The sequence below is a fragment of the Limnohabitans sp. DM1 genome (genome assembly GCF_001269385.1).
GTDB lineage: Bacteria > Pseudomonadota > Gammaproteobacteria > Burkholderiales > Burkholderiaceae_C > Limnohabitans_A.
Window position 1 is genome coordinate 13,914 of record NZ_CXOO01000038.1, and the last position, 18,615, is coordinate 32,528.

An 18,615-nucleotide genomic window follows, 5' to 3' on the forward strand; every position below is an offset into this window, starting at 1 on the left:
GTTGTCAATTTTTTTAAAAGGTTTGGGTGGGGCAACAATCGGCGGATCGGTTGACCCGAAACCTCGTTTTTCCGGGCTAGACTTATCACATTCTTTGCCGCCAAAAACCTAGCAAAAACCCTATGGAAAATGTCTTCAATTTTCGAGACAAGCTGGTCAGTGAATACAGCACCTTTTCCAGAAGTTTTTCCAAAATTCATGCTCCAGACATCTTGGACAAGGTCGAGCGAGAATACAGCGAGGGCCGTTATTGGCCCGAGCCGCTGATTCAAATCAACCCCAACTACCGCAGAAGCGCCACCGTTCAGCAGTTGGCCGCAAAGGGCGATTTACATGCCGCCTGTGCCGAGTTGTTCAAGGCCAAAAAGCCCGAGGGCACGCCTGTCGATTTGTTTTTGTACGCACACCAGATGGAAGCCTTGGCCAAAGCCGGGCAGGACAAAAGCTATGTGGTGACGACCGGCACAGGTTCGGGCAAGTCGCTTTCGTTTTTTATCCCCATCATCGACCGCATCCTCAAAGCCAAACAGGTCGACCCAAAGCCACGTACGCGCGCCATCGTCATCTACCCAATGAACGCATTGGCCAACAGCCAACTGGAGGAGCTCGACAAGTTTTTACATGGCTATGCACCGGGACAGCAGCCCTTTACGGTCGCTCGCTATACCGGTCAAGAAAGCGCGACTGAGCGCGAACGCATCAAAAATAACCCACCCGACATCTTGTTGACCAACTTCATGATGCTGGAGCTGATCCTCACGCGACACGAAGAAATAGACCGTGGCGTGGTTGACCACTGCCAAGGGCTTGAGTTTTTAGTGTTGGATGAATTGCACACCTACAGGGGACGACAAGGTGCTGACGTGGCCATGCTGGTGCGACGCTTACGTGAGCGCTTGCAAGCCAACAAACTGGTTTGCATTGGCACATCCGCCACCATGTCATCCACGGGCACCCAGTTTGACCGTAACAAGACCGTTGCCGAAGTGGCCTCCAAACTCTTTGGCACCACTATCACTGAGTACGATGTCATTGGCGAAACGCTTGATCGCGTCACCAATCAAGCGAAAAGCGTAGAAACCATCAAGCCTTTCCTCAAGTCGGCTTTGTTGCAAACCAGCTTTTCATGGCCCAGCTACGCCGCTTTCCAAGACGACCCTTTGGCCATCTGGGTCGAATTGAACCTGGGCATTGAGTTACCCGAACTCGAATTTTTAATAATGCTGAAATGATTCCCCAATCTGAATCCCTCACCGTCGAATTCAAAAGCGACCGCAAACGCCTGTCGGATACCGAGCTGGTGGAGGCCTTGGTGTGCCTGGCCAACACCGAAGGCGGCGAGCTGTGGCTGGGTGTGGAGGACGATGGGCAGGCCACGGGCCTGCATGCCGAGCACATGGTGCTGACGGGTTTGGCGGGAATGGTGGCAGCGCGCTCGTCACCTGCATTGCAAGTGACGGTAGAAGCGCTTAAAGTGGGTGGTGTGCCCGTGGCAAAAATTAACGTACCCAAAGCGCAGGGCGAGGTGGCCACCCAGGCGGGCGTGTATGTGCGCCGCCGCATCAAGCACGACGGCACCCCCGAGTGTGTGCCCATGCTGCCGCACGAGCGCATCAGCCGCGCCAGCAGTTTTGGCCTGGTGGATGTGTCAGCCCAGCCGGTGGCGGGCAGCACCCTTGCCGACTTTGACCCGCTGGAGCGCGAGCGCCTGCGCCAGGCGGTGCAGCAATACGGCGGTGACCGTGTGTTGCTGGAGCTGGACGACGAGGCCATGGACGGCGCACTGGGCTTTACGCAGCGATTGGCCGATGGCACCCGTGTGCCCACGCTGACGGGCTTGTTGCTGATTGGGCGCGAGTCGGTGCTGCAGCAGCGCGTGGCCACCCACGAGCTGGCGTTTCAGGTGCTGGCGCAGCAGGCGGTGCGGTTCAACGAGTTTCGGCGTTTTCCATTGCTCAAGGCGCTGGATTGGCTGGAGACCAACTTTCGCCCCTACAACCCCGAGCAGGAGTTGCAAGTGGGCTTGTTCCGTGTGCCGGTCCCCTTGGTGGACATGGCCGCGTTTCGCGAGGCGGTGGCCAATGCCTTGATTCACCGCGACTACCACCGCATGGGCGCGGTGCATGTGCGGCTGGAGGACGACGCCTTGGTGATCAGCAACCCCGGCGGCTTGGTGGACGGCGTGACGCTGGCCAACCTGCTGGTGACCGAGCCACGCCCCCGCAACCGCGCCCTGGCCGATGCCATGAAGCGCATTGGCGTGGTGGAGCGTTCTGGGCGCGGCGTGGACACCATTTACCGGGGTATGCTTAAGTTTGGTCGCCCCGCGCCAGACTATGGCCGCACCGACCTGCACAACGTGGTGCTGAGCTTGCCCACTGTGCCCGCCGATGTGGCGTTCAGGCGCATGGTGGTGGACGCCGAGCGCAACCGCAACGCTGAGCTGCCCATTGATTCACTGATCGCTCTGGCCGCGTTGCGCGAGTTCAAGCGCCTGTCGGCCGACGCCCTGGCCAAGCACATTCAGCGCGACGCGGCCAGCGCCAAGCGCACGCTGGAGGCGCTGACCGAGGCCGGTTTGGTAGAGGCCCACGGCAATACCCGTGGCCGCAGCTACACCTTGACGGCGGCCGTGTATTCGGTGGTGAGCGACAAGGCGGCCTATACACGGCAGGTGGGTTTTGGCTCGATTCAACACGAGCAGATGTTGCTGAGCTACATCCGTCAGCATGGGCAGATAAAGCGGGCGGAGGTGATGGAGCTGTGTCGGCTGACGGAAGGGCAGGCCAAGCATTTGCTGAAAAGAATGTCTGATGCAAAGCAGATCGTGATGCGCAGGCATGGCAATTTGACGGCTTATGTCGAATCGCAGTGACTCATATGTCGCCCGCTTCGGATGATCTTCGGATGATTTGCGGATCATTTGCGGATCATTAAATTTCGATAAGTCATTGATTTTTATAGTTATTTTCAAAATACCACGTTGTCCAGGTCCTTGCGGATCAAAATAAACGGGGGTTTTTTCCGGACATATGACACCTCTCAAGCGCGCTCTCATCGAAAAAGCAGGTCACGACCACGGTTTTGAACACACCGTGTCTGCATCGGGTACTGCCGTGATTTTGGGCTCGGCCCGACACCCTGCCAAAGTCGAGGTGTCTTGGGCTCAGCAGGGCTATGCCATGGCCCTTGTGCAAGGCCCGGCCACTTTGCCGTCCGAGCTGGCCCGCAGCTTTGCCGACTGGCCCCGTGCGGGCGATGCCTACGTGGCCGCCACCGATGCGCAATTGGCCCAGTGGCTGCACCGGGCAGCTTTGCTGGCCCAGTCCCTGCCCAATCAGGCGGCGGTAGATTTTGATGCGCAGGTGCAGCAGGCATTGGCCGAGCTGCCTGCAGCCGAAAGCCTGAGCACCGAGGTGCAGCGCATGGTGCGCCAGCGTGTGGGCCAAGACCGTTACCGCCAGGCCATGCTCGACTATTGGGGTGGCGCTTGCGCCGTTACGGGTCTGACCTTGGCTCCGGCCTTGCGTGCCAGCCACGCCAAGCCGTGGGCCGACTGCAGCACAGACGCCGAGCGCTTGGATGTGTTCAACGGCTTTTTGCTCAGCGCCAACTTGGATGCGCTGTTTGACAAGTTCTTGATCTCGTTCAGTGATGCGGGTGAGTTGCTGATAGGCAGTTCTGTGTCCCTGGCCGATAGACATTTGCTAAGCCTGTCAAATGGGCTCAAGCTGCGTTGGCTTGCGCCTGGGCATGCCCAATATTTGCTTTATCACCGCGACCAGTTCCAAACCGTGAATGCTTGGATGGCCTGAAACTCCTACCCTTTCCCCCCAATGCCCAGGCCTTTGGCCTTGTAGCTGCTGCACGCTGTACATTCGCTGGCGCGCGTTGAGATGTACTCAGGCACATTCAAATTTTCAGGGACTTTTTTTATGACACCACGTCCATCCACCCCATGCATCTCAGCTTGGGTGCGCACCGCCTGCATGAGTGCGGTGTTCGCCTCTTTGGGGCTTGCCCAAGCAGCTTGGGCGCAAAGCACCGATTTGTCGGCCTGCATGGCCGAGTTGCGCCCGGCAGCGCGCAGCGGCAAAGTGAGCGACGCCACCTGGACGCGCCACACCGAGGGGCTGCAGGCCGACTTCAGCGTCATTGAAAAGCTGAATTTCCAGCCCGAATTTCGCACGGCCATTTGGGACTACATGTCGGCCCTGGTGGACGAGGAGCGCGTGGCCGATGGCAAGGCCCGTCTGACTGAACACCGACAGGCGCTCGAGAGAGCCGAGCAACGGTTTGGCGTGGATGCGGCCACAGTGGTCGCGGTCTGGGGCGTGGAGAGCAATTTTGGTCAGACCTTTGGCAAATACCCGCTGGTGCAGGCGCTGGGCACGCTGTCGTGTCACGGGCGGCGGCAAAGTTATTTTCGGGGTGAGTTTTTCTCGGCGCTGCGTATTTTGCAGGCCGGGCACATTGCGCCTGAGCGTTTTGTGGGCTCGTGGGCGGGGGCCTTTGGCCACACCCAGTTCATGCCCAGCACTTTCGAGCGCCTGGCGGTGGACTTTGATGGCGACGGCCGCGCCGACCTGATGGACAGCAGCGTGGACGCGCTGGGTTCGACCGCCAACTTTTTGGCCCGCGCGGGTTGGCAAAGTGGCTTGCCTTGGGGCATTGAAGTCAAGCTGCCCGCTGGCATCTCTTTGGCAGGCGAGGGCCGCCGCAGCAAACGCCCGGTGGCCGATTGGGCAGCACGCGGCGTGCGTCGGGTGGACGGCTCGGCCTTGCCCGCCAATTTGGGCTCGGTCGGTTTGCTGACGCTGGCCGGAGCCGATGGCCCTGCCTTTTTGGTCACGCGCAACTTTGACGCGCTCTACAGTTACAACGCGGCCGAAAGCTACGGCCTGGCCATTGCCCACCTGAGCGATCGCCTGCGCGGCGCTGGCCCCTTCGCTACGCCCTGGCCCACCGATGACGCGGGCCTGTCCCGCGCCGAGCGGCGCGAGTTGCAAGGCCTGCTGGTGATGCGCGGCCACGACATCGGCCCTGTGGATGGCATGTTGGGCGACAAATCGCGAGAGGCGATCCGCGCCGAACAAAAGCGCTTGGGGCTAGAGGCCAATGGCCGAGGCGGCCAGAAAATCCTCAAGGCTTTGCGCGGCGGGTGATTCGCCCGAGGGCTGAGTTCACACCTTCAGCGGCAAAGCCCGCTGCCGTTTGCCCGTCAAAGCAAACAGCGCATTGCCCACCGCCGGTGCCAGCGGCGGCACGGCGGGTTCGCCCACGCCCGCCGGGTGGCGGGTGCTGGGCACGATGTGGGTTTCCACTACCGGTGCCTGGCTGAGTGTGACCATGGGGTAGCTCGGAAAATTGCTTTGCTGCACCACGCCACCCACGATGTCGATTTGGCCGAACAGCGCGGCACTCAAGGCATAGACCACGCTGCTTTGCATTTGCTGGGCCACAGTGTCCGGGTTGACCACGGTGCCGCAGTCGATGGCACACACGACGCGGTGTACGCGGATCTGGCCTTCGGTGACTGAGACCTCGGCCACTTGCGCCACGATGGAGCCGAAGGATTTGTGCAGCGCAATGCCTCGCGCACGGCCAGTGGGCAGGGGCGTTCCCCAGCCTGCTTGTTTTGCAGCCAGCTGCAGCACGGCCGCATAACGCGGCGCGTCTTTCAACAGCTTCAGGCGAAAGGCCAGTGGTTCTTGTTTTGTGGCCACGGCCAGTTCGTCAATGAAGCATTCCGAGAAAAATGCGTTGTGCGAATGGCCCACCGAGCGCCAAAAGCCCACAGGCACGCCAGATTGGGTGGCCACATGGCTCATGTGCTGGTTTAAAAAGCCGTAGGGCAGATCGAACAGGCCCTCGGATGTGGTTTTGTCGGGCATGTCGATGGGCCCCGACAGGTGGGGCGCGGCCCGAGCCATCCAGCGCGGGGTGATGGCGTCGCCCGCGGACTTGATGCGCAGGCTGCTGACTTCACCTTGCGCGTCGATGGACGCCTGGAATTTGGCCAGGTGCATCGGGCGGTAAAAGTCGTGCGTCATGTCTTCTTCGCGCGACCAGACCAGCTGCACGGGCGCGCCCTTGCAGGCCATGGCCACTTGCACGGCTTGCCCGACAAAGTCGACCTCCAGCCTGCGGCCAAAGCCGCCGCCCAGCAGGGTCACATGCACAGTGACTTGGTCCTCTTTGACGCCCGCCACCTTGGCGGCCATGGCGCGCGCCATTTGCGGCACCTGCGTGGGCACCCAAACTTCGACTTTGCCGTCTTTGACTTGTGCCGTGCAGTTCATCGGCTCCATGGTGGCGTGGGCCAAGTAGGGCGCTTGGTACAGCGCGTCGATGCGGCTGGCCGCCGTTTGTTCGGCTTTGAGTGGCAGGCCTTGCTCGTGGAAGGTGAAGCCGCTTTCGGTGTTCAGGGCCTTGAGCAGCTCGGCCTGGATGCGGGTGGTGTCTGCTGCACCTGATGCACCTGCTGCAGCTGTGGGCCACTGCACCTTCACGGCTTGTGCGCCTTGGCGGGCCTGCCAGGTGTTGCTGGCCACGACGGCCAAACCGCCTGTGCCGCCGCCCCAAGCGTCCAGCGCCACCACCTGGCTCACGCCCGGCAAGGCCAGTGCGGCCTGGGTGTCCATGGTGGCGGATGCGCCACCCAGCACCGGGTTCATGCGCACGGCCGCAAACAGCAGGCCGGGCAAGCGCACGTCCATACCGAATTGCGCTTGGCCCGTGACTTTGGCTGGGATGTCGCTGCGCGCGGCGTTTTGGCCGATCAGCTTCCAGTCCTGACGGGCTTTGGGGGTGATGTTGGCCGGGGTGCTGCCTGCAGCGGCTGCGCCCATTTGGCCGTAATGCGCCTTTTGGCCCGAGGCGTGTTGCATCACGCCATCGCGCACGGTGATCTCGCTGGCGGGCACTTTCCAGGCGGCGGCAGCGGCTTGCACCAGGCTGGCGCGTGCGGTGGCGGCGGCCATGCGCAGCGGCTCCCACAGGTCGGCCACCGAAGACGATCCGCCTGTGGCGTTGATGCCCAGCTCCCGGGCGATCTTGCCGACCATCCACTCGGCCAGTTTGATCTTGGTGGGTTTTTCGCCTTCGCTGTCCAGCGGGTGAAAGGGGAGGCTGGCGACCAGCATGGCCACGTTGCCGTAAATGCTGTCGGCACCGGCTTGTTCCAGGCGCACGCGGGCGAGGGGCACGTCCAGCTCTTCGGCCACCAGCATGGCCAGCGCGGTGTGCACGCCTTGGCCCATTTCGCTGCGCGGCATCGCCAGCACCACCGCGCCATCGGCGGCGATTTTGATCCAGCCGTTCAATGCCACATCGCCTTGTGTGGGTAGCATCAATTCGGGTGAACCGAGGCGCGAGCGGGCGGGCATCGCGCCCCAGCCAACGACCAGTGCGCCGGTTGCGCCCAAGGCGCTCAAAATCCAGGTCCGGCGCTTCATGCGGCACCGCCTTTCTTCAGTTCAGCCGCAGCCCGGTGGATGGCCGCCCGCACACGCTGGTAAGTGCCGCAGCGGCACAGGTTGGTCATGGCCGCGTCAATGTCGGCATCGCTGGGCTGGGGGTTTTTGTCCAGCAAGGCGGCCGCAGCCATCAGCATGCCGCTTTGGCAGTAACCGCATTGCGGCACCTGCTCGGCGATCCACGCGCTTTGCAGGGGGTGGGGCTTTTCTGCCGTGCCCAAGGATTCGATGGTTTTGATTGGTTGGTTCGCCACCGCAGACGCGGGCGTCACGCAAGAGCGCACGGGCTGGCCGTCCACATGCACGGTGCAGGCCCCACAAGCGGCGATGCCGCAGCCGAATTTGGTGCCCGTGAGATTCAGTTCATCGCGCAGCACCCACAGCAGGGGCGTGCTGGGGTCAGCGGTGGCGGTGCGGCTTTGGCCGTTGATGTTCAGTTGCACGGTGTTCTTTGGGGATGTTGACGAGGCATGATGTTAACGGTCTTGGGCATGCGCGCGCGATGCAGATGGGCTTTGACTTTGTGAGCGAAATCGCTGAGCGCGAGCCATCCAACCGCCCCTTCGCGGTCACAGACCGCTCCTACAGAGGGTTGGTTGTGTAGGAGCGCTCTCAGAGCGCGATCAACTAGATGGCACTTTCGCCGTCACAGCTGCGTTCGCAGCGTCCAGATTTCCGGGAAGAGCACGGTGTCCAGCATCTTGCGCAAGTAGCTCACACCGCCGGTACCGCCCGTGCCGCGCTTGAAGCCAATCACGCGCTCCACCGTGGTCACATGCCGAAAGCGCCACAAACGAAAAGCGTCTTCCAGATCGGTCAGCTCTTCGCCCAGTTGGTACAGATCCCAGTGCTGCTGCGGGTTGCGGTAGACCACCAGCCAGGCGTTTTCGACCGCCTCGCTGGCTGGGTAGGGCTGACGCCAGTCGCGCTCGGTGTGGGTGCCCGGCACATCCAGGCCACGGCGCTTCAAAAGGCGCAAGCATTCGTCGTACAGCGAGGGCGCTTCGTAGGCGGCCTGCACGGTGGCCGACAGGTCAGGGCGGTGCGCGTGGGGCTGCAGCATGGCCGCATTTTTGTTGCCCATCGCAAACTCGATGCAGCGGTATTGCCAGCTCTGAAAGCCGCTCGACTGCGCCAAATAAGGGCGAATGGCGCTGTACTCGGGCGGCGTCATGGTGGCCAGCACGTCCCAGGCGTGCACCAGTTGCTCCATGATGCGGCTGACGCGAGCAAGTTTTTTGAAGGCGTCGGGCAACTGGTCTTGCGCGATGCCCGCCATGGCGGCCTGCAGCTCGTGCAGCATCAGCTTCATCCAAAGCTCGCTGGTCTGGTGTTGCACGATGAACAGCATCTCGTTGTGGTCGGGCGAGAGCGGTTTTTGCGCGTTGAGGATGGCGTCGAGTTGCAGGTAGTCGCCGTAGCTCATGCGGCCGTCAAAGTCGAGCTGCGCTTTTTCATCGTGCACGATGCGCTCGCCTGTGGCATCGCCTGCTGCGGCGCTGGCGCTGGCTGTGGTGGAGGCTGAGGAGAAAGGGCAGGAACTCATGACAGGCCTTTCATGTCACGGCGTTCTTTTGTGCAAAGCGGGCGTCTTGCCATTCGCCAGTTTGCATGACCTGGCACAGGTGTTCTGCGGCCTGCCACACGTCGGCATAGCCCACATACAGCGGCGTGAAACCAAAGCGCAAGATGTCGGCATTTACGCCGCCATCGCCCGCCCTGAAGTCACCGATCACGCCGCGCGCGATCAGGGCTTGCACGATGGCGTAGGCGCCTTCGGCCCGGGTCAGGCTCACTTGCGAGCCGCGCAGGGCTTCTTCGGCCGGGGTGGCGATGCCAAAACCGTGGCCGTGCAATCGCGTGCGCACCAGTTGCATGAACAGGCCCGTGAGGGCCAACGACTTTTGGCGCAACGCGGTCATGCCGCCCAGCGCCTCGGCGGCCAAAAAGGCGTCCAGGCCGCAGTCGAGTGCTGTGAGGCTCAAGATGGGTTGGGTGCCGCATTGGTAGCGGGTGATGCCTGCGGCAGGTTGGTAATCCGGCGTGAAGGCAAAGGGCGCTGCATGGCCCCACCAGCCTGCCAGGGGTTGCCAAAACCGGTCGGTGTGCTCTGGGCGCACCCACACAAAAGCGGGCGCGCCGGGGCCGCCATTGAGGTATTTGTAGCCGCAGCCCACGGCAAAGTCGGCCCCTGAGCCGTTCAGGTCGACCGGCACGGCACCTGCGCTGTGCGCCAGGTCCCACACGGTGAGGATGCCTTGGGCGTGGGCCTGCGCGGTGACGGCCTGCATGTCGTGCATGGCCCCGGTGCGGTAGTTCACATGGGTGAGCATGAGCACCGCCACATCGGCTTGCAGCGCAGCCGCGATCTCGTCGGCTTCGACCAGTTGCAGGGTGTAGCCGCGTTCTTTGCACAAGGCTTCTGCGATGTACAGGTCAGTCGGAAAGTTGCTGCGCTCGCTGACGATTTTGGTTTTGTGCGTGTGGTCGGCTTTGGCGATGTGCAGCGCTGCGGCCAGCACTTTGAACAGGTTGATTGAGGTGCTGTCCGCCGCGATCACTTCGCCAGGCTGGGCACCGATGACACGGGCAATCTTGTCGCCCACGCGTTGGGGCAGGGTGAACCAGCCTGCGCTGTTCCAGCTTTTGATCAGGTCGGTGCCCCATTCGTGCGTGACGGCATGGGCCACGCGGGCAGGGACGGTTTTGGGCAACACGCCCAGCGAGTTGCCATCCAGGTAAATCACGCCGGGGGGCAAATCGAACTGGTTGCGCAGGGCGCGCAGCGGGTCTTGCGCGTCCAGCAGTTCGCAGTCTTGCAAGGTGGGGGTGAGGTTCATCATTGGGGTGTCTTTCAGCTAGTGGTTCAAAGTTCGCGCAAGACCGCCCGCACGGGGCTGGCGTCGGCGCTGATGAGTTTCAGGGGCAGGGCGATCAGTTCGTAATCGCCTTCGGGCACCTCATCGAGCAGCAGGTTTTCCAGCACGCGCAGGCCGCGCTGGCGGATCACCTGGTGGCTGGGCAGCGCTTTGTTGTCGGCTGGGTCGATGCTGGCGCTGTCGGTGCCGATCAGCAGCACGCCCAGGTCGGCCAAGTGCTGCACGGTGGCTGGGTCAAAACCGGTGAGCTGGGTGTCGAACTGCGCCAGTGGAAACTGACGGTAGGTGCGCACCAGCAGCCGCTCGGGCACATCGCTCAGGGCGTGTTGCAAGTGGGCGATGGTGATCAAAGGGCCAGCATCGATGGCGTGGATGACGCGGCAGCGGCCCAGAAAGGGCTGCAGGTCCAAAGCGCCCACCGCCGCGCCTTGCGGGTCGTAATGCAGTGGGGCATCGGCATGCGCGCCCACATGCGGCGACAAAGTGATGGCGCTCACGTTCACAGGGCAGTCGTCAGACAGCGTGGCGGCCCATTGCTGGGTGTAAGGTGTGTCGCCCGGAAAGACCGGGCTTTGCGCATCGACGGGTGGGGAAATGTCCCAAAGTTTTTTCATGGTGTGCGAAGGTAGCACTGCCCAAAAAACCGTGGTGTCGGTTATTTCCAACACCCGTGAAAAAGACTTCAGACGTTCAGCGCAGGCAGGCCATGGCGGCGACGCGCTTGCTCGCAAGCGGGGCTGCCTTCTTCAAACTCCCGGCAGGGCGAAGGTCGCCATTCGTAAATGCCGCAAATGGCTTTTTCGCCCGTTTTGCCATAAAGCGCGGCGCAGCGCGGCGGGCTGTGGTCGGTGCCGCGCATGCGGCAGGTGTGCTCGGTGATCGGCGAGGCCAAACCCGCAGGCACATCACCGCCGCCTTCTTCGTATTCGTACACGGAAAAGTCCACCCGGAAGCTCACGCAGCAGGCGCCGCAGGTTGTGCAGTTGGACATGACTTACTCAGACGTATGGCAAACCGCTTCTATGTTGTTGCCTTCAAGGTCAATCACAAAAGCACCGTAATAGTTCGGGTGGTAATGTGGCCGCAACCCCGGGCCGCCATTGTCAGTTGCACCGGACTGTATGGCAGCGGAATAGAAAGCATCCACTGCAGCCCGATTCGGCGCTTGCCAGCACAAATGGCAGCCAGCTGTTGCATCAACGCCTCCGTAAGGCGATGGGCCGTCGACAAACCAAGTGTCTATTTTTTCACCGCTGGGCTGATGTATGTCAGGGTAGCCAAAACCCAAAATGTTGCTGCCATGGAATCCCTCGAATGCAAGTCGATAGCCCAGTTGTTTGAGCACAGGTTCGTAAAACGCTTTGCAGCGCTGAATGTCACGCACTCGAAACGTCATGTGATCAAGCATATTTCTCCTTGATGCTTAGTGGTTCACTCGGCCCAAGAGCAAAAACTCCATCAGTGCCTTTTGCACATGCATACGGTTTTCGGCTTCGTCCCAGACCACCGATTGTGGGCCGTCGATGACTTCGGCGCTGACTTCTTCGCCCCGGTGTGCAGGCAGGCAGTGCATGAACAGGGCGTCGGGCTTGGCCACTCGCATCATGGCTTCGTCCACGCACCAGTCGGCAAAGGCTTTCTTGCGGGCTTCGTTTTCTGCCTCAAAGCCCATGCTGGTCCACACGTCGGTGGTGACCAGGTCAGCGCCTCGGCAGGCGTCTTCGGGGTCTTTGAAGATTTTGTAGCTGTCGGCGCTGCGCAAACCGGCCACGGCCTGGTCCACCTCGTAGCCGCTGGGCGTGCTCAGGTGCACCTTGAAACCCAGCAATTCGGCCGCTTGCAGCCAGGTGTTGGCCATGTTGTTGCCGTCGCCCACCCAAGCCACCACTTTGCCCTTCAGGTAAGACGGGTCCGGTTGGCCTTGGGCGTCTAGGCCCCGGTGCTCCAGCAGGGTGAAGAGGTCGGCCAGAATTTGGCAGGGGTGGAACTCGTTGGTCAGGCCGTTGATGACGGGCACGCGCGAGTGCGAGGCAAAGCGCTCGATCTTGTCTTGGCCATAGGTGCGGATCATGACGATGTCGGTCATGCGGCTGATCACGCGGGCGCTGTCTTCGATGGGCTCGGAGCGCCCCAGTTGGCTGTCGCCCGTGGTCAGGTGCACCACCGAGCCGCCCAGTTGGTACATGCCCGCCTCAAAGCTCACGCGGGTGCGGGTGCTGGCTTTTTCAAAGATCATGGCCAGCGTGCGGTCGGCCAGCGGATGGTATTTTTCGTAGGCCTTGAACTTGCGCTTGATCTCTGCGGCGCGTGCAAACACATGCGCGTACTCGTCCGCCGTGAGGTCGGTGAACTGCAGGTAGTGCCGCACGGGCACGTGTGGGGACTGGCTCATGGCGTTTCTGCCAAAAAGGTGGTGATCAGGGGCACCAAAATGGCGACCACTTCGTCGGCTTCGGCCTCGGTCATGATCAGCGGCGGGACCAGGCGGATCACGCTGTCGGCGGTCACGCTCAGCAGCAGACCGGCTTCGGCAGCCCGTGTCCAAATGGCGCCGCAAGGGCGGTCCAGCTCGATGCCCAGCATCAGGCCCTGGCCGCGCACTTCTTTCACGCCTTGCACACCCGCCAGAGCCTTGTCCAGCGCACCGCGCAGATGTGCACCGACTTTGGCGGCGTTGGCCATCAGGCCGTCTTTTTCCATGATGCGGATGGTCTCCACCCCGGCCCGCATGGCCAGTGGGTTGCCGCCAAAAGTGGTGCCGTGGTTGCCAGGCTGGAAGATGTGGGCGGCCTTGGGGCCGGCCACCACCGCGCCAATCGGCACGCCCGAGCCCAGGCCCTTGGCCAGCGGCATCACGTCGGGCACGATGCCCGCCCACTGGTGGGCAAACCATTTGCCGGTGCGGCCCATGCCGCACTGCACCTCGTCGATCATCATCAGCCAGTCTTTTTGGTCGCACAGGGCGCGCACTTGCTGCAGGTATTCGATGCGCATCGGGTTGATGCCGCCTTCGCCCTGGATGGTTTCCATGAACACCGCCACCACATTGGGGTTGCCTTCGGTGGCTTTTTTCAGGGCTTCGATGTCGTTGACCGGCACACGCACAAAGCCTTCGAGCATGGGCCCAAAGCCTTTTTTCAGCTTCTCGTTGGCGGTGGCGCTCAGGGTGGCGATGCTGCGGCCATGGAAGGCTTTTTCGTACACCACGATCTCGGGTTTGTCGATGCCCTTGTCGTGGCCGTATTTGCGTGCCAGCTTGATGGCCGCTTCGTTGGCTTCCAGGCCCGTGCAGCAGAAAAACACATTGGTCATGCCCGACAGCTCGACCAGCTTGGCCGCCAGCACTTCCGCATTGGGCACATGGAAGTAATTGCAGCTGTGGATCATCTTGGCCAGCTGGTCTTGCAGCGCGGGCACCAGATCAGGGTGGTTGTGGCCCAAGGTGTTCACCGCAATACCGGCCAGCGCATCCAGGTACGGCTTGCCATTGACGTCCCAAACTCGGCAACCCTGACCATGGCTGAGTGCGATCGGCAGTCGGCCATAGGTGTTCATGGTGTGCGGTGAGGCGGCTTCAATGAAAGCGGACATGCGAGAACTCCTGAAATAAAAATCGGCCCAACGATGAGGGCCGCTGAAAGCAGATTTTAGAGGCAGAAATACCCGCTTCATTGTCGCAATGATCGCTTGTCTTGCCAGGGTGACAAAAGGGTTTCAAGTCTTATATAAGATAGAATATTCGGGTAAACCAGAGGACGGTGATCCCGGACTCTGGATCCCACTGATTCACACCTCTATCCGATGGTTTCCAACTCTGCCAAAGAAGTCTTTATCCAAGGTCTCACCGAGGACGGCAAGGCCTTTCGTCCCAGCGATTGGGCCGAGCGTTTGGCAGGCGTCATGAGCCCCTTTCGCCCCGGCGGCGCAACACCAGGCAGTCACTTGAGTTATTCGCCTTGGTGCATTCCCACCACCTTGGGAGGCATCAAGTGTGTGGTCGTGCACCGCGATTTGCGCGATTATGACGTCATGGCTTGGGACTTTGTGATGAACTTTGCCCGGGACAACGGCTTGCAGTTGGCCGAGGCCTGTCTGTTGCCGGACCCACCCCCATTCAAATAAACCATAAAAAAAACCGCCCGAAGGCGGTTTTTGTTTCGCTGACAGCGCACCCGTTTCAAACGGCGGCCAGAAGATTCTGGCCGGGCTGTTGATCTTTAAAAGCGGATCAGGCTGCAGCCAGGGCCAGGCCCTTGACTTTGGCGCTCAGGCGGCTCTTATCGCGAGCTGCCTTGTTTTTGTGGAAGATGCCCTTGTCGGCAATCGTGTCCACCACAGCTTGCATCTTGGCAAATAATTCAGTGGCTTTGGTCTTGTCGCCAGCCAGAACAGCTTTTTCAACGTTCTTGACAGCGGTACGGTATTTGGAACGCAGCGAGGAATTCGCGGCGTTGATCTTGATGTCTTGGCGGACGCGTTTACGGCCGGATGCAAGACGGGGGTTCTTTTTCTTGGGCTTGGCTGATGCCATGATATTTTTCCTTTGGAGGTCTGAGGATGTTGTCGGCGAACCCGGCATTCTAGCAGAGCCCGGGGCCATTGCGTGCCCCGTACAGAGCGCACTGATGTGTGACGCTTGCAGGAAAGTTGGCTGCACAAAAGCTTGCCTGTTTGCATGAAGTGCTCAGTAGGGGTCGCTACACTCTCGCCACCATGAGTTTGCTCCGTTCTGCTTCCGTCGTTTCCCTCTTTACCCTGGCCTCGCGGGTCACAGGTCTGGTGCGTGAGTTGTTGATTGCTTCGGCGTTTGGCGCCAGCGCCTTGACCGATGCGTTCAATGTGGCTTTTCGCATTCCCAATTTGTTTCGCCGCTTGTTTGCAGAAGGGGCCTTCAGTCAGGCTTTTGTGCCGGTCTTGGCTGCCAGCCGCGCTCAGCACGGTGATGACGCCACAAAAGAGGTGATTGACAACGTGGCCACAGCTTTGGCCTGGTCGGTGTTGGCCTTGTCTGTGCTGGGGGTTTTGGCCTCACCCTGGCTGGTGTGGGCCTTGGCCAGCGGTTTGCAGCAAGACGCGCGGGGTTACCAGTCGGCGGTGCAAATGACCCGGTGGATGTTTCCTTACATCGCATTCATGTCCATGGTGGCCTTGTCTGCGGGCATTTTGAACACCTGGAAGCGTTTTGCCGTGCCTGCGGCCACGCCCGTGCTGCTGAATGTGAGCGTGATTGCGGCGGCGTGGTGGTTGTCCCCGTGGCTGGAAAAACAAGGTGTGGAGGCCATCTACGCCTTGCCCGTAGGCGTGATGTTGGGCGGCTTTTTGCAATTGGCGGTGCAGATTCCAGCCTTGGCCCGACTGGGTTTGTGGCCTCGTTTGGGCGTGCGGCCCAGTGCCGTCAAAAAGGCCTGGACCAACCCCGCCACTCGCAATATCTTGCGCTTGATGGCGCCCGCGCTGCTGGGCGTGGGTGTGGCGCAAATTTCCTTGCTCATCAACACCCAGATTGCCTCTCATTTAGCGCCGGGCAGCGTCAGCTGGCTGACCTATGCCGACCGTTTGATGGAGTTTCCGACGGCCATTTTGGGCGTGGCCTTGGGGGTGGTGTTGATGCCGCAGCTGGCGGCGGCCAAAGCCACGGGCGACAGCGAGCGCTATGCCGCCATGCTGGACTGGGGGTTGCGTCTGGTCTTGTTGCTGGCGCTGCCTTGTGCGGCGGCCTTGCTGGTGTTTTCGCAGCCGCTGGTGTCGGTGCTCTACCACTACGGCGCTTTCACCGACCGGGATGTGCAGCAGACCACCTTGTCGCTCACCGGCTACGGCGTGGGGCTTTTGGGCCTGGTGGCCATCAAGGTTTTGGCTCCGGGGTATTACGCCAGCCAGGACATCCGCACGCCGGTCAAGATCGCGGTGGTGGTGCTGGTGATCACTCAGCTGTTCAATGTGCTGCTGGTGCCCTATTTGGCGCATGCCGGACTGGCCCTGTCCATCGGTCTGGGGGCCTTGGTCAACGCCCTGTGGTTGCTGGTCGGTTTGCTGCGCCGAGGCAGTTACAAACCGCAGCCAGGCTGGGCGCGTTTTGCGCTTCAGGTGGTGGTGGCCACCGCTTTGCTGGCGGGGCTGCTGTGGGCCGCAGCGCACCATCTGGATTGGGTGGGGATGCGTGCTGCGCCATGGCAGCGCATTGGCTGGATGGTGCTTGTGCTCGCCATGTCCGCGATTTTGTACTTTGGTGTTTTATGGGCTTCAGGTGTGCGCTTGAAGTCGTTTCTTAAGCGTTGAGTGAGTATCCGGCAAAGTATGGACATGATCTTTGAACCCGTTTCGCCGCTGGATTACTTTGCCAGCTTGGTGCAAAGCGATGCGCATTTTCCGCTCCTGGAGGCGGCAGCCAGTCTGGGGCAAGACGAGGAGCCAGAGCTGGATGTGCAGCATGTGCTGGACGATGTGGCACGCCTGCTCAAAAGGGTCAAGGCCCGACTGCCCGAAGATGCCGATGACCTGACTCGGCTGGCCATTTTGTCGCAGGTTTTTTACAAAGACCTGAGCTTTGGCCCCAATGCCAATGATTACTACGCCCCCGAAAACAGCTATTTGCACGAGGTGCTGCGCACACGCCGGGGCATCCCGATTTCGCTGGCGGTGATCTGGCTGGAGCTGGCGCTAGGCTTGAATTTGAACGCCCAGGGCATATCGTTTCCGGGTCACTTCCTGGTCAAGATCACGCTCATGGGGGGGCTGGTGGTGCTGGACCCGCTCACCGGCGAATCTTTGGGCATTGACAACCTGGCCGAGCGCCTGGGACCTTATCGCGACGACATGGATTGGGCTGCGGGGGCAGACTTGGATGATGGTGAAACTCCTTTAGGCCTTTATTTGCAGGCCTGCCCGGCGCGTGATTTGCTGGCCCGCATGTTGCGCAACCTGAAAGAGATTTTTCGGGCGCAGGAAGACTGGCCGCGCATGTTGCAGGTGCTCAACCGGCTGGTGATTTTGTTGCCTGAATCCTGGACGGAGCGGCGCGACCGGGGCCTGGTGCATGCCGAATTGGGCGACGCTCAGGCTGCCAGACTGGATTTACAGACCTATCTGGACGCCGAACCTTTGGCGCCCGACCAGGCTGCGCTGAGACACCGCATCAGCGAACTCTCAGGCGGTTGATCGTTTTTTTGGGGGGGTTACGGGGCAGAGTGGCCCTCAGGCCACCACCACCTGGGCGCCGTTGTCTTGCGCCGTAATCAGGCCAATCGTGTAAACCTGCTCACCGGCAGCTCGCAAGGTCTCCGCGCAGCTTTCCGCCTCGGCCGCGTCCACCACCACCACCATGCCGATGCCGTTGTTGAAGGTGCGGTTCATCTCGATGTCGTCGATGCCTGCGGTGGCTTGCAACCAGGCAAACAGCTCGGTCTGCGGCCAGCTGTCTTTTTGCAGGTGAGCGGCAAGACCGTCGGGCAGTACGCGGGGAATGTTTTCCAGCAAGCCGCCGCCTGTGATGTGGGCCAGGGCCTTGATGGGGTGTTTGGCCAGCGCCGCCAGGACATTCAGCACATAAAGGCGGGTGGGCTCCATCAGGGCTTGCTTGAAGGGCTTGCCGTCCAGGGTTGCAGGGGCGTTGCTGCCCGCGCGCTCGATGCATTTGCGCACCAGACTGAAACCGTTGGAGTGCACGCCGCTCGAAGCCAGGCCCAGCACCACATCACCGGCTTTGACGTTCTGACCCGTGAGGATTTTTGACTTTTCAACCGCACCGACCGCAAAACCGGCCAGGTCGTATTCGCCAGCGGGGTACATGCCGGGCATCTCGGCGGTTTCACCGCCGATCAAGGCGCAGCCCGACAGCTCGCAGCCTTTGGCAATGCCGCCGACCACGGCCGCTGCCGTGTCCACATCCAGCTTGCCGCAGGCAAAGTAATCGAGAAAGAACAAGGGCTCGGCACCTTGCACCAGCACGTCATTCACGCTCATGGCCACCAGGTCGATGCCCACGGTGTCGTGCATGTTCCATTCAAAAGCGAGTTTGAGTTTGGTGCCCACGCCATCGGTGCCGCTGACCAGCACGGGTTCCTTGTATCGCTTGGGCACTTCAAACAGCGCGCCAAAACCGCCGATGCCGGCCAGCACGCCTTCGCGCATGGTTTTCTTGGCCAGGGGCTTGATGCGCTCGACCAGCGCGTCACCGGCAATGATGTCCACGCCGGCGTCTTTGTAGGAAAGGGGTGTTTGGCTCATGGTTTTGGCCCGGATGGGGCATGTAATTGGAT

General features: G+C 61.2%; 18 protein-coding genes. 7 read left to right on the forward strand and 11 right to left on the reverse strand.

The genetic code is table 11. The features are described 5' to 3' along the window. Positions 1-122 precede the first annotated feature (122 nt). From AMM33_RS15160 to AMM33_RS15175, 4 genes are all read left to right on the forward strand, one after another. Positions 123-1,232, forward strand: coding sequence for a DEAD/DEAH box helicase (locus tag AMM33_RS15160; RefSeq protein WP_090142147.1), 1,110 nt, complete (start codon positions 123-125; stop codon positions 1,230-1,232). Then, on the forward strand, positions 1,229-2,875 hold the full coding sequence (locus AMM33_RS15165; protein ID WP_090142148.1) for an ATP-binding protein: 1,647 nt from the start codon (positions 1,229-1,231) through the stop codon (positions 2,873-2,875). Before AMM33_RS15160 ends, AMM33_RS15165 begins: the two co-directional genes overlap by 4 nt. A gap of 157 nt (positions 2,876-3,032) precedes the next feature. Continuing rightward, positions 3,033-3,815: an HNH endonuclease gene (locus AMM33_RS15170; protein WP_090142149.1), complete on the forward strand. Its 783-nt coding sequence runs from the start codon at positions 3,033-3,035 to the stop codon at positions 3,813-3,815. A 120-nt stretch (positions 3,816-3,935) separates the two neighbouring features. Continuing rightward, the gene (locus AMM33_RS15175) at positions 3,936-5,165 is read left to right on the forward strand and encodes a lytic murein transglycosylase (protein ID WP_090142150.1); all 1,230 of its coding nucleotides are present in this window, start codon (positions 3,936-3,938) and stop codon (positions 5,163-5,165) included. 18 nt (positions 5,166-5,183) lie between these two features. Here the strand turns inward: AMM33_RS15175 and AMM33_RS15180 are convergent, their stop codons facing one another. The 9 genes from AMM33_RS15180 to AMM33_RS15220 form a co-directional block, all read right to left on the reverse strand. After that, a complete protein-coding gene (locus tag AMM33_RS15180; protein WP_090142151.1) occupies positions 5,184-7,457 on the reverse strand; it encodes a xanthine dehydrogenase family protein molybdopterin-binding subunit in 2,274 nt (757 codons plus the stop codon). After that, complete coding sequence (locus tag AMM33_RS15185) at positions 7,454-7,921, reverse strand: (2Fe-2S)-binding protein (RefSeq protein WP_090142152.1); 468 nt, start codon at positions 7,919-7,921, stop codon at positions 7,454-7,456. Before AMM33_RS15185 ends, AMM33_RS15180 begins: the two co-directional genes overlap by 4 nt. 203 nt (positions 7,922-8,124) lie before the next feature. Beyond that, positions 8,125-9,024, reverse strand: coding sequence for a tryptophan 2,3-dioxygenase (gene kynA / locus AMM33_RS15190; RefSeq protein WP_090142153.1), 900 nt, complete (start codon positions 9,022-9,024; stop codon positions 8,125-8,127). Between the two features lie 10 nt (positions 9,025-9,034). Beyond that, positions 9,035-10,318 (reverse strand): kynureninase, encoded by a 1,284-nt coding sequence (gene kynU, locus AMM33_RS15195; RefSeq protein WP_090142202.1) that lies wholly within the window; start codon positions 10,316-10,318, stop codon positions 9,035-9,037. A 26-nt stretch (positions 10,319-10,344) separates the two neighbouring features. Further along, on the reverse strand, positions 10,345-10,971 hold the full coding sequence (gene kynB / locus AMM33_RS15200; protein ID WP_090142203.1) for an arylformamidase: 627 nt from the start codon (positions 10,969-10,971) through the stop codon (positions 10,345-10,347). Positions 10,972-11,039: 68 nt separating this feature from the next. Then, positions 11,040-11,348 (reverse strand): YkgJ family cysteine cluster protein, encoded by a 309-nt coding sequence (locus AMM33_RS15205; RefSeq protein ID WP_090142154.1) that lies wholly within the window; start codon positions 11,346-11,348, stop codon positions 11,040-11,042. A gap of 3 nt (positions 11,349-11,351) precedes the next feature. Then, positions 11,352-11,765 (reverse strand): VOC family protein, encoded by a 414-nt coding sequence (locus tag AMM33_RS15210; protein WP_090142155.1) that lies wholly within the window; start codon positions 11,763-11,765, stop codon positions 11,352-11,354. Between the two features lie 15 nt (positions 11,766-11,780). After that, on the reverse strand, positions 11,781-12,749 hold the full coding sequence (gene argF, locus AMM33_RS15215; RefSeq protein WP_090142156.1) for an ornithine carbamoyltransferase: 969 nt from the start codon (positions 12,747-12,749) through the stop codon (positions 11,781-11,783). Continuing rightward, a complete protein-coding gene (locus tag AMM33_RS15220; RefSeq protein WP_090142157.1) occupies positions 12,746-13,948 on the reverse strand; it encodes an aspartate aminotransferase family protein in 1,203 nt (400 codons plus the stop codon). Before AMM33_RS15220 ends, argF begins: the two co-directional genes overlap by 4 nt. Positions 13,949-14,158: 210 nt before the next feature. Here AMM33_RS15220 and AMM33_RS15225 point away from each other — a divergent pair, with 210 nt between their 5' ends. Then, the gene (locus AMM33_RS15225; RefSeq protein ID WP_090142158.1) at positions 14,159-14,479 is read left to right on the forward strand and encodes a DUF3579 domain-containing protein; all 321 of its coding nucleotides are present in this window, start codon (positions 14,159-14,161) and stop codon (positions 14,477-14,479) included. 106 nt (positions 14,480-14,585) lie between these two features. Here the strand turns inward: AMM33_RS15225 and rpsT are convergent, their stop codons facing one another. Further along, positions 14,586-14,888 carry a 30S ribosomal protein S20 gene (gene rpsT, locus AMM33_RS15230; RefSeq protein ID WP_090142159.1) on the reverse strand — a complete coding sequence of 101 codons (303 nt, stop codon included), beginning with the start codon at positions 14,886-14,888 and terminating at the stop codon, positions 14,586-14,588. 182 nt (positions 14,889-15,070) lie between these two features. On the opposite strand from rpsT, the gene murJ reads away from it, so the two are divergent. Together murJ and AMM33_RS15240 are read left to right on the forward strand one after the other, a co-directional pair. Beyond that, positions 15,071-16,636: a murein biosynthesis integral membrane protein MurJ gene (gene murJ / locus AMM33_RS15235; protein ID WP_090142160.1), complete on the forward strand. Its 1,566-nt coding sequence runs from the start codon at positions 15,071-15,073 to the stop codon at positions 16,634-16,636. 18 nt (positions 16,637-16,654) lie between these two features. Continuing rightward, positions 16,655-17,515: a SirB1 family protein gene (locus tag AMM33_RS15240; protein WP_090142161.1), complete on the forward strand. Its 861-nt coding sequence runs from the start codon at positions 16,655-16,657 to the stop codon at positions 17,513-17,515. Between the two features lie 36 nt (positions 17,516-17,551). Here the strand turns inward: AMM33_RS15240 and purM are convergent, their stop codons facing one another. Then, positions 17,552-18,583, reverse strand: a complete 1,032-nt coding sequence (gene purM, locus AMM33_RS15245; RefSeq protein WP_090142162.1) for a phosphoribosylformylglycinamidine cyclo-ligase — start codon at positions 18,581-18,583, stop codon at positions 17,552-17,554. Between the last annotated feature and the right edge of the window lie 32 nt (positions 18,584-18,615).